Origin of the sequence: Pseudomonas sp. WS 5071 (assembly GCF_012985765.1) — a bacterium.
In the GTDB taxonomy this organism is placed as follows: domain Bacteria; phylum Pseudomonadota; class Gammaproteobacteria; order Pseudomonadales; family Pseudomonadaceae; genus Aquipseudomonas; species Aquipseudomonas lundensis_A.
This window is the reverse complement of the sequence record NZ_JAAQWY010000034.1, coordinates 25,546-40,134: the sequence shown is the minus strand read 5'-3', so window position 1 is coordinate 40,134 and position 14,589 is coordinate 25,546. Positions and strand designations below refer to the sequence as shown.

The window sequence follows — 14,589 nt, the reverse complement described above, 5'->3', positions numbered from 1 at the left end:
GCATGCGCGTTCCCGTCACCCTCACCCGCCTGGCCACTTTTACCTCCAGCGTGCTCGTGGCCTGCTCGGTCATGGCCAGTGAAGAATCGCAACTCGTCGAGTCGATCAATACCTATCGCAGCCACCTTCAGAAGTGCGGCGGGCAAGTGTCACAGGAACTGCCGCCTCTGGCCGCTGATCCGCGCCTGATATTGCCCGCCAACCGCTTTGGCGACCTGCAACAAGTGCTCGCCAGTAATGCTTATCCACTGGTCAATGTGCAGGCCATTAGCCTGTCCGGCCCGCGTGATGCACAGGCGGCGATGAAAGCGGTGCAAGAAAGCTTCTGTAACGTGGTACTCGACCCGCAATTCGTCGACATCGGCGTCAGCCGCAACCAGCGCGAGTGGCGCATCGTGCTGGCACGCCCTTTGTTGACCGGACGTCTGGGGGATTGGCAAGTTGAGGGCCAGCAGCTGCTGGCGCTGATCAACACTGCCCGCAACCAACCGCGTCAATGCGCAACACAAGCGTTTGCCGCAGCCGCCCCGTTGACCTGGAACGCTACGCTGGCCATTGCGGCCGAAAGCCACACGCGAGACATGGCCAATACCAATTACTTTGATCACATGAACCGTGACGGCAGAACGCCAGGAGATCGTGCAGAGCTGGCAGGCTACAGTGCGCAAAGCGTTGGCGAAAACATCGCCGCCGGGCAAGACACGCCGACCAAGGTGGTCGATGGATGGCTGGCCAGCCCCGGGCATTGCGCCAACATAATGAACCCGCAGTTCCGCGAACTGGGCGCGGCCTATGCGGTCGATCCGAAAAGTGATGCGGGGATTTACTGGACGGCCCTGTTCGGTACGCCGTGAATCGGCGTCCGCTCATTCAGCGGGCGTTGTATCGAGGGGGAGTCAAACGTTACAACTGAAAGTGGCCCCACCCAACATCGTTGGGTGGGGCTGCTTTTTACAGGGCCATATCAGCCGCTGGGTTGCTTGGTGCTGGCTTGGCCGGCGCTTCAGCTGGCGCTTGCTCAGCAGCGGTGGCTGCCGGAATTGCCGGTGGAGGCGTCAATTGCAGCGTCTCAGCCGTGTAGGCCCATTCCTGCGCAACGCGCTCTGGCGAACCGTTCAGCTTGGTGCCATAGCTTGGCACGATCTGGTGCAGCTTGGCTTGCCACTGCGGCGAAGCCACCTTGTCCTTGAACACGGTTTCCAGCACGGTCAGCATGATCGGTGCCGCAGTGGAGGCGCCGGGCGAAGCGCCCAGCAGGCCTGCAATGCTGCCATCTTTGGCGCTGACGATTTCGGTGCCCAGTTTCAGCACACCGCCCTTCTCTTCGTCTCGCTTGATGATCTGCACGCGCTGGCCGGCTTGCCACAGACGCCAGTCTTCAGCCTTGGCATTCGGGAAGTACTCTTTCAACGCGTTGAAACGGTCTTCGTCCGACAGCATCAACTGACCGGCCAAGTATTCAACCAATGGGTATTGTTCAATACCGACTTTGGTCATTGGCCAGAAGTTGTGGGTCGTGGTGCTGGTCAACAGGTCGAAGTAAGAACCTTCTTTCAGGAACTTGGTCGAGAACGTCGCGAATGGGCCAAACAGAATCACGCGCTTGCCGTCCAGCACGCGGGTGTCCAGGTGAGGAACCGACATGGGTGGCGCGCCGACCGATGCTTTGCCGTAGGCCTTGGCCAAGTGTTGTTCGGCAACTGTCGGGTTCTCGGTCACCAGGAACGAGCCGCCTACCGGGAAGCCCGCGTATTCCTGAGCTTCAGGAATACCGGACTTCTGCAGCAAGTGCAGTGCACCGCCGCCCGCGCCGATGAACACAAACTTGGCATCGGTCTGAGATTCGGTGCCGTCCTTCAGGTTTTTGTACACCACGCGCCAGGTGCCATCTTCGTTGCGCTTGATGTCTTTGACTTCGCTCGACAGGCTCAGCGAGAAGTTCGGCTGGGCTTGCAGGTGAGCAGCGAACTGACGCGTGATTTCACCGAAGTTAACGTCCGTACCGATCGGCGACCAGGTGGCTGCGATCTTCTGGTTCGGATCACGGCCTTCCATCATGAGCGGGACCCATTTTTTGATCTGGTCCGGGTCTTCGGAGTACTGCATGCCGGCGAACAGCGGGCTCGCCTGCAGTGCCTCGTAGCGCTTTTTCAGGAACTTGATGTTGTCATCGCCCCACACAAAGCTCATGTGCGGCGTGGAATTGATGAATGAACGCGGGTTCTTCAGAACGCCGTTCTTGACCTGCCAGGACCAGAATTGACGGGAAATCTGAAACGCTTCATTGATTTCAATGGCTTTCGGGATTTCAACGTTGCCGTTTTTGTCTTCCGGGGTGTAGTTCAGTTCAGCCAGTGCCGAGTGACCCGTACCCGCGTTGTTCCAGCCATTGGAGCTTTCCAGCGCCACACCGTCCAGACGCTCGATCATCTGCATCGAGGTGTTCGGTTCCAGCTCATTGAGCCAAACGCCCAATGTGGTGCTCATGATGCCGCCGCCAATCAGCAAAACATCAACCTGTTTGGGCTCGGCTGCCTGCACGGAGGTCAACCCCATGCTCAGCGCGAGGCCCAGTAGCCCCTTGTTCATTTTTTTTAACATTTTGTAGTACCTAAGATAAAACATCATCTACCCGGCACGCGGTTCATGAGCACTATCAACTCACCACAGGCCGATCGCCTGCAGTCGAGCCCTCAGGCCTTGAACGGGTAGATGGATAAAGGCCTATGCACAACTATAGACCCCACGTTTATGTACCTTGGGTGCTGATCTCTTATTAATTATTGGCTTCAGCGACTTGGGTGACATTTATGATATGTGTCAGCTATTGATGGCCACGGCCTAATCGGATTGCCTCCGCCCAGCTCCTTCGCAACCACCAACCGTTTCGCTATTCCCTTGCATCCGACCGCCTCGCGGTTCCTTCCGGGGAACTGCGTGAACATGAGTATCCGGGGTGGCCAGCCTCAAAACCGCGACATTCTACCTCAGGTGGCCCTTTGGGCGAAAATGCATCTTTTGCGGTTTTTTCAGGCAGCTGAATCGTTTGCGACGTGGGTTTGCCCACGGTTTGCAACCCCGCCCCAACACAAGCGCACAATCAACGATCCGCCAGTACAAAGCTTGGCGTATGATGGCCGGCTTTTCAGCACCGCCAGCCAACAGGATGATTCATGTCACTCAACAAACGTAATCAGGCGCAAATTGAACGCCGCCTGGTTAAAGCCCTGACCGAGGCCTGCGAAACCGCCAAACATCAAATCGACGGGTTTGTCTGGCTGACCCACGCCGTCGACCATGAGGCGTTTGCGACCAGTCTCAAAGTGGTGTGGGTGTTCGATACGCAAAACAACAAGGACTTTGCCCTGGCCGACGGAGAAGCAGGCTACATGGTTGAGCTGACAGAAAAGGCGTTCGACAAAGCCAATGTCAACGTGCGCAACGTAGCCTCCCATGTGTATTTCGACTCCGAAGAAGAATGCCAGCGCACAGACGCCGGTCAGTGGCCACAACGCCTGGCGCGCAAAGGCGCGGGTCGCAAGTAAGACGTGGCCAAAGATATCGAAAACCCGTGTGTAGCCACCTGCCAGCTCAGCGGGGACGTATGCGTGAGCTGCGGGCGCAACAAAGAAGACATCAGAAAGTGGCGGCGCATGAAACGCCCGGAAAAAATGGCGGCCGTGCAACGCGCCAGCGCACGCTTGAAAAGCCTGCAAAAAAAGAAAGGCTAAGTTGCCTCTGGCCACATCAGGAGCCAGAGGCTGCGCCGTCAACGTTGACGCAGTGTATTGACGTCACCCTTGCCCGCCGTTTCGCGCAAATATTCTTCCATCGAATCATCCAGCGCCTGCAACCAGCGGGTGTGATGAGGCACCGCTAACGTGCCAGTCATGACTGAACGGTAGGATTTGTCGCGATAGCCCATGATGTCGCGCTTCTTGTCAGTCTTCCATTTGAGGAAGATCTGATTCACAGCGTCGATATCAAAGGCCGGGTAATCCGTATGCTCGATCAGGTGCTTGATGTAACGGCCCTGGAACTCGTACATCGAGGCGGTGGAGTGCAGACGTTCTTCCTGCTCGCGCCACGAGGCACTGTCGGCCTGCATTTCGGATATTTCAGGCAGGTTGATGCGACCCAGAATGTAATCGCGCACAAACCAGGCCTGAGCATCAAACAGGTTGAAGCTGTACCACAGGTCTTGCATGCCGAGGTAGATCAACTGCGGGTTCTGCTCCCAGATCACGCCTTTGTACAGGCCCAGCGGCCACAGGCGATTACCTGTAGTGAGGGTCAATTCATCCGGCAGAAACGCGAAGTGATGTTGATAGCCGGTGCACAGAATGATGGCATCCACGCGCTTGCTGGACCCATCGGCAAAATACGCGATGTCTCCCTCGACCCTGTTCAGCAGCGCACGCTCTTCCCATCCCTTGGGCCATGCGTAACCCATCGGTTGCGTGCGGTAGGTGCTGGTGATCGAACGTGCGCCGTACTTGTAGCACTGCGAGCCGATGTCCTCGGCCGAATAGCTACTGCCCACGATCAACAAGTCCTTGCCCTGAAATTCGGTGGCTTCACGAAAGTCATGGGCATGCAGAATTCGCCCGGAAAAACGTTCGAACCCGGCAAACTCCGGCACGTGCGGCGTGGAGAAATGCCCACTGGCCACGATCACGAAATCAAACGTGTCCGTCGTGCTTCGCCCGTTGGCATAATCGTGGGCAGTCACGGTGAATTGCCGCGATACCGGGTCGAACGTGACGTGTTTGACCGCCGTATTGAAACGAATGTAATCACGCACGCCGGCCTTCTTGACCCGGCCCTGGATGTAATCCCACAGCACTTCACGGGGCGGATACGAAGAAATTGGTCGACCGAAGTGTTCATCAAAACTGTAATCCGCGAACTCCAGGCACTCTTTGGGACCATTGGACCAAAGGTAACGGTACATGCTGCCGTGCACCGGTTCGCCGTGCTCGTCCAGGCCGGTGCGCCAGGTGTAGTTCCACATGCCGCCCCAGTCGGCTTGCTTCTCGAAACACACCACATCCGGCATGGCCGCACCCTTTGCATGGGCTGACTGAAAGGCACGCAGTTGCGCCAGGCCGGACGGGCCTGCGCCAATAATTGCTACACGAATAGACATCGAATTCCCTCAACAGGTTGAACGCTGAATCATTGGAAACCCTCGCGTGAACACACTCGATGAGCGCGGCGAGAGGACAATCAGGCATCAAACTGAAGGGGGAGGTACCGCGCGGCTGCGCTTGCGGGTGACCAGAGCGTCCCGCAGCGAAGTGGGTGGCAAATGAAAACGCGTCGCCAGTGTCTGGCAGAACGTAGCCACTAAAACAGGAAGGGTGTGCAGCTGGATCGGCCTGGTTACGTCACTGCGTTGCGCAGGCGTAAGGCCGCAAGTGTCAAAGATACGTGTGGTCTCATGCATCGGGCTTGTTGAGCCTCTTTTGGTTATGAATGCCTTTCTAGCTATAACGGATGGAGACAGGGATTACAAGTTTGAGGCGTATTTCAGACGCTTTGCTCACTAGAAATAAAGCCGTCAGCGCTTGAGGGTTATTTTCTCTAACATCTGCGAAATCTGCTCGACTGAGTAGGGTTTAGGCAGAAACTCGAAGCCATCGTAACCGTCGAGCGCCAGCTCTTCGCTGTAGCCGGAGGCCAGTATGATCGGCAAATCTGACCGCCGTTTGCGCATCTCCTTGGCCATTACCACCCCCGTCATGCCTGGCATGACCACATCCGAAAAAACCGCGTCAAAAGCCATGGCTTGCGGCCCGATCATTTGCAGTGCCGCTTCGGCATGGGTGGCCCAAGCCGTCTCATAGCCCAGGTCCTGCATGATCTGTTGTGCAAAACGCCCCACTTCCAGGTTGTCTTCCACAATCAGGACGCGAGGTTTCTCGGCTTCAGGGTCCGAAGGTGCAGGCACGCACACGCTGGATTCAACCTCCGCAAGCGCATCAACGCTGGCTCGCGGAAGGTACAGGGTGAATACCGACCCCTGATCGAGGACACTTGAGACGTCCACATTACCCCCGGACTGCTTGGCAAACCCGAACACTTGCGACAACCCGAGTCCCGTGCCTTTGCCCACTTCCTTGGTGGTGAAAAAGGGTTCGAAAATCTGCGTCAGCATGCGCGTGGAAATACCGATGCCCGTGTCGGCCAACGAGATGGCAACAAAAGGTTCGTCGGAACCTGCATGCCCCCGAATGGCAGGCAAGGTGGTGGTGTCATTGAGCTGCAGCAGGAGCGTGCCCTGCCCTTCCATGGCATCCCGTGCATTGAGCGCCATATTGATTAGCGCTGTCTCGAATTGGCTGGCATCGGCGCGCACATAGCAGGCTTCGGGCGGTAATTCGACCGCCACATTGATTCTGGCCCCAGTGATGGTCTCCAACATGTCGCCGATATCACGGATGCGTTGACCGATCTCGAATACCTGCGGGTTGAGCGGCTGGCGCCGGGCGAAGGCCAGGAGCTGGCCGGTCAATTTGCTCGCACGCTCGACGGTGTCTGACACCGCGTTGACGTAACGCTCCCGGCGCGCATCCGACAGGTTCGGCATGCGCAGAAAATCCACCGACGAACGAATAATTGTCAGCAGGTTGTTGAAATCATGGGCTACACCGCCCGTGAGCTGGCCGATGGCCTCAAGCTTTTGCGATTGATGCAACGCCGCTTCAATGTGCAGCAAACGTGCACTGCGCTCCTGTACGCGCTGTTCCAGCGTGGTGTTGAGCTGCGCAAGCTCAGCCAGACCGGCGCGCACGGCGGCATCGGCGCGCGCACGCTCAATGTGCGCCCATGAGCGTTCTGTCACTTCACGCAACAATGCCACTTCATGGGACGACCACTGTCGCGGCGATTGATCGTGCACTGACATTAACGCTGTCAGCCGTCCGCCTTTGATCAAGGGCAGGCAAACAGTGGCCTTGACACCCAACGCGGTGAAACTGGCGGCATCTCGTGCAGGCAGTTCGGCCTGCGCGTCGTTGATGACCAGCGGCTGTCCGGCTTTCAACCGGGACGCTGCTTCCTGACCGAAATCCTCCAGACTGTATTGGCCCACAAGCCGGGTGGCGCCCTTCGCCAGCCAGTTGTCACGAATAAAGAAGGTATCTTCGTCCGCCTCCAGGTCGGCGTAGGCGCAATGCGTAACACGCAGGTGATCGGCAAGCTTGCGCATGGTGATTGCGAGGATTTCCTGCGGGTCACTGGCATTGACCACTGCACGGCCGATCGCGTCCAGCACCGACAGACGCTGGGTCATGTACACCGTCGCTGTGGTTTCGGTCACGGTATCAATCATGCCGACCACCTGGCCGGCGGAGTCGCGAATCGGGCTGTAGCAAAAGGTGAAGTACGCGAGCTCCGGACGCTCACTGCGATGAATCACTACCGGGAAATTTTCGATGTACGTCGCTTTGCCCGCGAAGGCCAGGTCGGCAATCGGACTGATCTCATGCCAGGCCTCGCTCCAGATATCGCTAAACGCACGACCCAACGCTTGTGGCTTGCTCCCCAGAATGGGCACAAAGGCGTCGTTATACAGCGTTGTCAGGGACTCGCCCCACACGATGCACTGCGGAAAATGCGAATCCAGCATCAACGCCACGCTGGTTTTCAACACATCCGGCCATTCGGTTAAAGGCCCGAGCGGCGTGCTGGCCCAATCATGCGCTCTGATTCGCTCAGCCATCGCGCCATCGTGTTGAAGCCAGTCAGTCATTACGCCGCTACTCTGATTACTGCTATTGATCGGTGAAACGCCGACGATGATAAGCCAGTCGCACAAATTGTGCTCCACTCGCCATCGTGTCACCAGACACCCTTTGTCATACTTTTGGACAGCAGCACGACAGTACAGGTTCTACTCACAGGGCTTGCGGGCTAACATGCCGCGCTACGACTAATGGCCATACGCTGTTAGCGATCTGAATCAACCGTCATGAACAGAAGGATTGAACGTTGAAAATTGTACTTGCGCTGTTATTGAGTGCGGTATCCCTGCTGGCTCAGGCAGCCAACATCGGCGATGCGTTGCAGCCCTGGGCGCTTAAAGACCAGTTCGACCAGACGCAGGCCCTCGATAAAAACACCCGCATTCTGTTGGTGGCGCGCGACATGAAGGGGGCTCAATTGGTCAAGGCGGCGATAGAAGACCAGCCCAAGGGCTACCTGGAAGCACGCCATGTTGTGTTTCTCGCCGATGTCCACGGCATGCCTTCGCTGATCGGAAAGCTGTTCGCCATTCCATCCATGAAGGGATACAACTACCGCGTCGCGCTGGACCGCGACGGCTCGATTGCCAGTCGATACCCCGGTGACAAAAAGCAAATCCTGTTTCTGCAGCTGGACAATGGCACCCTGGTTTCACAGCAGGCCTTTACAACAGCCACGGCATTGCGCGAAGCGCTGGATAAAGCGCCGACTGACTGATCCGCGCCGCGCCCCCGCCTTTTACTTGCGCCACCGCCCCAGACGGGGACAGCGGCGCAGGTGCTTGGCTTTCAGCCTTGCTTCACGTCAAAGCCACGTCCGGTCCATGTATAGATGTCGACGCCCTGCACACTCGGGCAGCATCGCGGGTCATCCGGGCCACTGGTCAGGGTACTGACAGCAACCTGCTGACCCGGGGCGGCCTTGATGTCTGTTACGGCCCCGGACACCACTGAGTGCCCCTGGTACATCCAGCCTGCGCCCGAGCGGTAAAAACCGGCCAGACTCTGGTAAGAACCGTTACCACCACCCTGCCCTTCAACCGTGAACAGCACCACGGCATCTGGCTGACTATCTTCATTCAGGTCCATGTAAATGACCTGACGGCTATCGGTGTATTCCGCGCCACCCTCTTTGGCTATTTCTGACGCAATCAAATTGTTTATCGCCGCTTCAAGGGCGGCCTCGGCTTGCCCGGCCACAGGCTCAGCGACAGGTTGCGCAGGACTTGGGGCATATTTTTCAGCGCCTTTTTCAGTCAGGGTCAGCCCTTGTTTCTTACCCTTGGCGATAAATTCGGCCATCAGCGCGCCTTGCATCTCTTTCAGGTCCTGGCCGGAGAACTCCATCATCCCTTTGCCATTCAAAGGCTGCGCATCCCCGAGGAACCAGCGCGAAAAGAATCCGGGACGCACCGATTCCAGCTTATCGACCAACTGATCAGTGCGCTGTTCAACCAGACCGGTCCACAGTGAGCCCGCCTTCTTGCCCAATGACTCGACCAACTCTCCCTCTTGCGCCAACCAGGCTGACTTGGCTTGCTCCAGTAACAGGATGTTGTAATCAATGGTTTTGCTGACACAGGTGTTGGTGAATGTGCCCATGCACTCCTGACGCAATGCATCACGCGCCATCGCAACTTTCACATCGCTGTAAACCCCACAGCCTGACAACAGAACGATCAAGCCAATCGTAGAACCCATGCGTTTCAAGGTGCTCTCCTTAACGCCTGGAGACCTCCAGGCGACACTCCATTTATGTGATCGGGCACAGGGCCATCGCCTTCGTTATCGGCAGGTGCCAAAAGGGCTTGAGTAGCAGGCAAAGGGCTTGAGCCGCGACACAACAGGAACGTATGGCATTCACCGGCCCTGTGATGTGCGTGTCCGTTCAAGGCAGGCCGGGCCTTGCAGAACCGCTTATGCCCGCAAAAAATCCAGCACGCGGCGAGTGAACTGCGCCCCAGCTTCCACGTTGGACAAGTGCGCCGCGTGCAGCATGACCCGTTGTGCCTCGCGAATGCGCTCAGCCATATAACGCCCATCCTCGACGGTAGTAACCGCATCTTGCGTGCCGCACACGATCAACACAGGGACGTCGATACGGCCCAGGTTTTCCCGAAAATCGGCATCGCGCACGGCAGCACAGTTGGCGGCATACCCCTGGGGCGCGGTGTGCGCCAGCATGTCGACAATCCGCTCAACCCGGTCGGGGCAGGCGATGGCGAATTCAGGGGTAAACCACCGTGCAACTGCGCCATCACGCAGCCCGCGCAGGGCTGCTGCACCGTCAAGCAACACCGTGTCAATGCGCGGGTTCCAGACAGCCGGGTTGCCGATTTTCGCGGCGGTGTTGCACAGCACCAGACGCTGCAAGCGCTCAGGCGCATGGATCGCCAGCCACTGACCAATCAAGCCACCCATGCTGAGGCCACAAAAACTGGCGCGATCTATCTGCAAGGCGTCCAGCAATGCCACGGCATCACGGCCATGCTGTTCGATGCTATACGGGCCGGGGGTCACACAGGATTGGCCATGCCCACGGGTGTCATAGCGCAACACACGAAAATGCTCGGTGAATGCAGCCATCTGTTCATCCCACATGCGCAAGTCAGTGCCCAGCGAATTGGACAACATCAGTACCGGGGCATCTGCCGGACCTTCAAGGAGGTAATTGAGTGGGCCATCGACCCGTTTTATTCCAGACATACAACACTCCAAGGGGAAGAGATTTTCGGGCCAGATCGCCGTCAATGAACGGCGAACCACCAGGTCAGACGCGCGCTATGGCCAATGCCAACCCCTGGCCGACCCCCACACACATCGTCGCCAGCCCATACTGGCCGCCGTACTTATGCAGATGGTGGACCGCCGTCAGTACCAGCCGATTACCACTCATGCCCAGCGGATGCCCAAGGGCAATCGCGCCCCCCTGCGGATTGACACGCGCATCGTCGTCAGCCAGCCCCCATGCACGGGTGACTGCCAAACTTTGCGCCGCAAACGCTTCGTTGAGCTCAATCACATCGAAGTCATGAAGACTCAAGTCAAGGCGCGCCAACAGGGTGCGCACAGCGGGCAGCGGGCCTACCCCCATCACCCGTGGCAAAACCGCGCCACTGGCCATGCCCAGCACTTTGGCCCGAGGCGTCAAACCATACTTGGCCACCGCGTCAGCCGAGGCCAGCACCATGGCCGACGCGCCATCGTTGAGGCCCGATGCATTGCCTGCCGTAACGGTCTGACCGTCGCCGTTGACCGGCTTGAGCTGTTCCAGGGCTGCAAGCGATGAACCGGCGCGCGGGTGCTCATCCGTGTCAATAACCGACGTTGCGTGCTTGCTGTGGATGACCACCGGCACAATTTCTTCGGCAAAATAGCCCGCCGCTTTGGCCTCGGCGGCCTTTTGCTGGCTGCGCAGTGCGAAGGCATCCTGATCGGCGCGGCTGATCGCGTACTCGTGGGCTACGTTGTCACCGGTGACCGGCATGCTGTCCACACCGTAGGCGGCCCGCAGCGCCGGGTTGATGAAACGCCAGCCCAACGTGGTGTCTTCGAGTTGTTGGGCGCGCCCAAAAGCGCTCTCGGCCTTGCCCATCACATACGGCGCACGGGTCATGGATTCGACCCCGGCCGCGATGGCCAACGCCATTTCGCCGCTGGCAATGGCCCGAAACGCAGCGCCCACCGCTTCCATGCCCGACGCGCACAGACGGTTGAGGGTGACCCCCGGCACGCTGGCTGGCAGACCGGCGAGCAACAGTGCCATGCGCGCCACGTTGCGGTTGTCTTCGCCCGACTGATTGGCACAGCCCATGAACACTTCGTCCACGGCCGTCCAGTCCACCTGCGGGTTGCGTTGCATCAGGGCGCGCAACGGGATCGCCGCCAGATCGTCGGCGCGTACCGGCGCCAGCCCTCCATTCAACCGGCCAATTGGCGTGCGCACGGCATCGCAGATGAAGACCTCGCGGCTCATTCCTGACCTCCCGTCTGCCCGTGGGCAATGGCGGTACGGGCTTCAAGGGCCCGCAGCGCGGCCAACTCTTCCACGGTAGGCGCCAGGGTGGTGGCCACGTGGGGGGCAAAGCGAATCGGCCAGCCCGTGTTGTCAATGACCTGTTCACGGGTCACGCCCGGGTGCAGCGAAGTGACGATAAATTCGCGGCTGTGCGCTTCCGGCTCCATGATGCACAAGTCGGTGATGATCGCCACCGGCCCCTCACCCGGCAACCCGAGACGCTTGCGGTAATCGCCGCCCTCGCCATGCCCGACTGAAGTGATGAAGGCCAGTTTTTCGACGAACGTGCGGTGCCCCTGCTTGAGAATGATCAAGACGTTCTTCGCACTGCCCGCGATTTCCGGCGCGCCCCCCGCACCCGGCAGACGTACCCTGGGCTGGTGGTAGTCGCCAATCACCGTGGTATTGATATTGCCAAACTTGTCGACCTGCGCGGCACCGAGGAAGCCCACATCGATGCGCCCGCCTTGCAGCCAGTAGCGAAAGATTTCGCCGGTGGGGACCACCGTGTCGGCGGTTTCAGCCAGTTCGCCGTCACCGATGGACAGCGGCAACACGCTCGGTTTTGCACCGATCGGGCCGGACTCATAAATCAGCACCACCTCGGGCGCATGGGTCAAACGCGCCAGATTGGCCGCTTTGGAAGGCAGGCCAATGCCGACAAAGCAGACACTGCCGTTGCCCAGATTTCGGGCAGCCGCCACGGTCATCATTTCGTTGGTATTGAAGTCGTTCATCACTTGGTCCCTGCGTTCAGTTTCGCCTGAAACTGCTCAAAAGCCTCAGTGCCACGGATGTGTTCATCGATCCAGGCAGTAAAAGTCTCACGGTCGCGAGCGATGGAATCCCACGCCTGGTAGAAGCGGTTATCACGCTCGTAGTAACCATGGGCATAAGACGGATGTGCGCCGCCGGGGACAACGCACACCGCGCTCAGCGCCCAGCCGGGCAGCACACAGGCATTCATCGGCGCCTGTAAGTCATCCACCACTTCTTCGACGGTCACGATGCAGTGCCTGGCCGCCAGCGCAGCTTCTTTTTGTACGCCGAGGATGCCCTGAATCAACACATTGCCTTTGCGGTCAGCTTTCTGCGCGTGGATCACGCTCACATCCGGGCGCACGCTCGGTACAGCGGCCAATTGCTCGCCGGTGTAGGGGCATTCGATGAACTTGATGTCGGGATTGACCTTCACCAAATCCGAGCCCTGATACCCGCGTAGCACCGCGAACGGCAGGTTTGAGGCGCCGGCCACATACGCATTGGCCATGGCCGCATGGCTGTGCTCGCTGATTGCCAATGGCTGCGGCCAGCCCTTTTCAACGGCGTCGCGCAGGCGATGCAACGAGCCGACGCCCGGGTTTCCGCCCCACGAAAAAATCAGCTTCCTGGCGCACCCGGCACCAATCATCAAGTCGTATACCAAGTCAGGCGTCATACGAATCAGTGTCAGATCTTTCTTTTTCTGACGAATAATCTCGTGTGCCGCTGCCGTCGGAATCAGGTGGGTAAACCCCTCAAGCGCCAGGGAGTCGCCGTCATTCACAAAGCGCTCGACAGCTTCGCGCAGGGAAAGAATCTCAGCCATGGTGATCTCAATAATGTTCAGGACGCAGCAAGGCGTCGGGTAGAGAAGAAGTACGCTCGGCAGGCATGCCACCCCATGCGCTAAACGCTTGGTGGCTCGATAATCGAACACAGGCACCCGATCAGGCAGCGGACGGGGCGCATTCGTTAATCAAGCTTTCATGACGCCTCGCAGCAGGCGCATCAGGCCATCCGTGACGCGCCGCGCGCATCGCCCAGGTTAATGCGAGGGGTGGGCAACCGCGCCGCGGCCGCCCACTTGCCGATTCAGCCGTCTTGCATCGCGCGAGGCCGCTGGCTGCGCTGTTCGGCTTCAACCCGTGGTGTCTTTTGCAACTGGAAATCGAATTTCAATTCAGCAAAGCGCTCACCCTGAACACCCCGCTCACGGGCCACTGCCGGGTCTTCGACGAAGGTAATGTCCCCCACCAGCCCCTCTCTGGTGGCATAGGCGAAGTCATCCCACAGGTACTCTTCACCTGAGAGATTGATCTGTGTGGTCAAGTGCCGATGGCCCGGCGCCGAGATGAAAAAATGAATATGCGCCGGGCGCTGACCGTGACGCCCCAACATGTTCAGGCATTCTTGAGTCGGGCCGTCGGGTGAGCAGCCGTATCCACTGGGCACGATGCTGCGGGCGCGGTACTGGCCCTTGGCATCGGTGACGATGCGCCTGCGCAAGTTGTACGGCGTCTGACGCGTGTCGAAGTAGGAGTAGCTCCCATGGGTATTGGCGTGCCACACGTCGACCACCGCCCCCGCAACCGCGCGGCCTTCGCTGTCTCGTACCACCCCTTCCAAAAACATCACGGTGGCGTGATCTAGTTCACTGCCGTCGTCCATGCGCACTTCGCCTTCGCCAATGGGCGCGCCCGCCACATACAACGGGCCTTCAATGGTGCGAGGCGTGCCGCCGCTCAGGCCTGCTTGCGCGTCTTTGGCATCTTGTAGCACATCAAGAAAGTGCTCCAGCCCCAGCCCCGGCACCAGCAGACCCGCCTCATTGCGCCCGCCCAGACGGTTGAGGTAGTCCACCGCGAACCAGAACTCGTTGTCGGTGATCTCCAGGTCTTCAATAAGCGTGGCGACGTCGTTGATCAAGCGCAGCATGATGGCTTTAACCCGCGGGTTGCCCTGGTCGTTGTTAAAACCGGCCGCCTCTTTAAACAGGTGCTGTATTTCGGCAGTGTGGCTAACGTTAACGGTCATGGGTGTTACCTCATTTTTTTGTTATGG

13 protein-coding genes are annotated in these 14,589 nt (G+C 58.8%); 4 read left to right on the top strand and 9 right to left on the bottom strand.

All coding sequences use genetic code 11. The features are described 5' to 3' along the window. The first annotated feature begins 2 nt into the window (after window positions 1–2). Complete coding sequence (locus HBN61_RS19075; RefSeq protein WP_094993892.1) at window positions 3–854, top strand: CAP domain-containing protein; 852 nt, start codon at window positions 3–5, stop codon at window positions 852–854. A 97-nt stretch (window positions 855–951) separates the two neighbouring features. On the opposite strand, the gene mqo is transcribed toward HBN61_RS19075, so the two are convergent. After that, on the bottom strand, window positions 952–2,601 hold the full coding sequence (gene mqo, locus HBN61_RS19070; protein WP_170047631.1) for a malate dehydrogenase (quinone): 1,650 nt from the start codon (window positions 2,599–2,601) through the stop codon (window positions 952–954). Window positions 2,602–3,173: 572 nt separating this feature from the next. On the opposite strand from mqo, the gene HBN61_RS19065 reads away from it, so the two are divergent. Both HBN61_RS19065 and HBN61_RS19060 read left to right on the top strand, forming a co-directional pair. Next, window positions 3,174–3,545, top strand: a complete 372-nt coding sequence (locus tag HBN61_RS19065; protein WP_094993890.1) for a hypothetical protein — start codon at window positions 3,174–3,176, stop codon at window positions 3,543–3,545. 3 nt (window positions 3,546–3,548) lie between these two features. Further along, window positions 3,549–3,731 (top strand): DUF1289 domain-containing protein, encoded by a 183-nt coding sequence (locus HBN61_RS19060; RefSeq protein ID WP_094993889.1) that lies wholly within the window; start codon window positions 3,549–3,551, stop codon window positions 3,729–3,731. A gap of 38 nt (window positions 3,732–3,769) precedes the next feature. Here the strand turns inward: HBN61_RS19060 and HBN61_RS19055 are convergent, their stop codons facing one another. Next, complete coding sequence (locus tag HBN61_RS19055) at window positions 3,770–5,149, bottom strand: trimethylamine monooxygenase (RefSeq protein ID WP_170047629.1); 1,380 nt, start codon at window positions 5,147–5,149, stop codon at window positions 3,770–3,772. Between the two features lie 414 nt (window positions 5,150–5,563). After that, window positions 5,564–7,756, bottom strand: coding sequence for a GAF domain-containing protein (locus tag HBN61_RS19050; RefSeq protein ID WP_170047627.1), 2,193 nt, complete (start codon window positions 7,754–7,756; stop codon window positions 5,564–5,566). 239 nt (window positions 7,757–7,995) lie between these two features. On the opposite strand from HBN61_RS19050, the gene HBN61_RS19045 reads away from it, so the two are divergent. Next, the gene (locus HBN61_RS19045; RefSeq protein ID WP_094993887.1) at window positions 7,996–8,466 is read left to right on the top strand and encodes an FAD/FMN-containing dehydrogenase; all 471 of its coding nucleotides are present in this window, start codon (window positions 7,996–7,998) and stop codon (window positions 8,464–8,466) included. Window positions 8,467–8,537: 71 nt separating this feature from the next. On the opposite strand, the gene HBN61_RS19040 is transcribed toward HBN61_RS19045, so the two are convergent. The 6 genes from HBN61_RS19040 to catA form a co-directional block, all read right to left on the bottom strand. Continuing rightward, on the bottom strand, window positions 8,538–9,458 hold the full coding sequence (locus HBN61_RS19040) for a hypothetical protein (RefSeq protein WP_170047625.1): 921 nt from the start codon (window positions 9,456–9,458) through the stop codon (window positions 8,538–8,540). 207 nt (window positions 9,459–9,665) lie between these two features. Beyond that, window positions 9,666–10,454: a 3-oxoadipate enol-lactonase gene (gene pcaD, locus HBN61_RS19035; protein WP_094993885.1), complete on the bottom strand. Its 789-nt coding sequence runs from the start codon at window positions 10,452–10,454 to the stop codon at window positions 9,666–9,668. A 64-nt stretch (window positions 10,455–10,518) separates the two neighbouring features. Further along, window positions 10,519–11,724: a 3-oxoadipyl-CoA thiolase gene (gene pcaF, locus HBN61_RS19030; RefSeq protein ID WP_094993884.1), complete on the bottom strand. Its 1,206-nt coding sequence runs from the start codon at window positions 11,722–11,724 to the stop codon at window positions 10,519–10,521. Then, the gene (locus HBN61_RS19025) at window positions 11,721–12,503 is read right to left on the bottom strand and encodes a CoA-transferase subunit beta (RefSeq protein WP_170047623.1); all 783 of its coding nucleotides are present in this window, start codon (window positions 12,501–12,503) and stop codon (window positions 11,721–11,723) included. The genes pcaF and HBN61_RS19025 overlap by 4 nt, the downstream gene beginning before the upstream one ends. Beyond that, window positions 12,503–13,354, bottom strand: a complete 852-nt coding sequence (locus HBN61_RS19020) for a CoA transferase subunit A (protein ID WP_170047621.1) — start codon at window positions 13,352–13,354, stop codon at window positions 12,503–12,505. Before HBN61_RS19020 ends, HBN61_RS19025 begins: the two co-directional genes overlap by 1 nt. A 266-nt stretch (window positions 13,355–13,620) precedes the next feature. Continuing rightward, window positions 13,621–14,562, bottom strand: a complete 942-nt coding sequence (gene catA, locus HBN61_RS19015) for a catechol 1,2-dioxygenase (RefSeq protein WP_170047619.1) — start codon at window positions 14,560–14,562, stop codon at window positions 13,621–13,623. Window positions 14,563–14,589 lie beyond the last annotated feature (27 nt).

Coding starts and splice junctions, on each gene's coding strand:
- HBN61_RS19075 (WP_094993892.1), top strand. CDS start 3: ATGCGCGTTCCCGTCACCCTCACCCGCCTGGCCACTTTTACCTCCAGC.
- mqo (WP_170047631.1), bottom strand. CDS start 2,601: ATGTTAAAAAAAATGAACAAGGGGCTACTGGGCCTCGCGCTGAGCATG.
- HBN61_RS19065 (WP_094993890.1), top strand. CDS start 3,174: ATGTCACTCAACAAACGTAATCAGGCGCAAATTGAACGCCGCCTGGTT.
- HBN61_RS19055 (WP_170047629.1), bottom strand. CDS start 5,149: ATGTCTATTCGTGTAGCAATTATTGGCGCAGGCCCGTCCGGCCTGGCG.
- HBN61_RS19050 (WP_170047627.1), bottom strand. CDS start 7,756: ATGACTGACTGGCTTCAACACGATGGCGCGATGGCTGAGCGAATCAGA.
- pcaD (WP_094993885.1), bottom strand. CDS start 10,454: ATGTCTGGAATAAAACGGGTCGATGGCCCACTCAATTACCTCCTTGAA.
- pcaF (WP_094993884.1), bottom strand. CDS start 11,724: ATGAGCCGCGAGGTCTTCATCTGCGATGCCGTGCGCACGCCAATTGGC.
- HBN61_RS19025 (WP_170047623.1), bottom strand. CDS start 12,503: ATGAACGACTTCAATACCAACGAAATGATGACCGTGGCGGCTGCCCGA.
- HBN61_RS19020 (WP_170047621.1), bottom strand. CDS start 13,354: ATGGCTGAGATTCTTTCCCTGCGCGAAGCTGTCGAGCGCTTTGTGAAT.
- catA (WP_170047619.1), bottom strand. CDS start 14,562: ATGACCGTTAACGTTAGCCACACTGCCGAAATACAGCACCTGTTTAAA.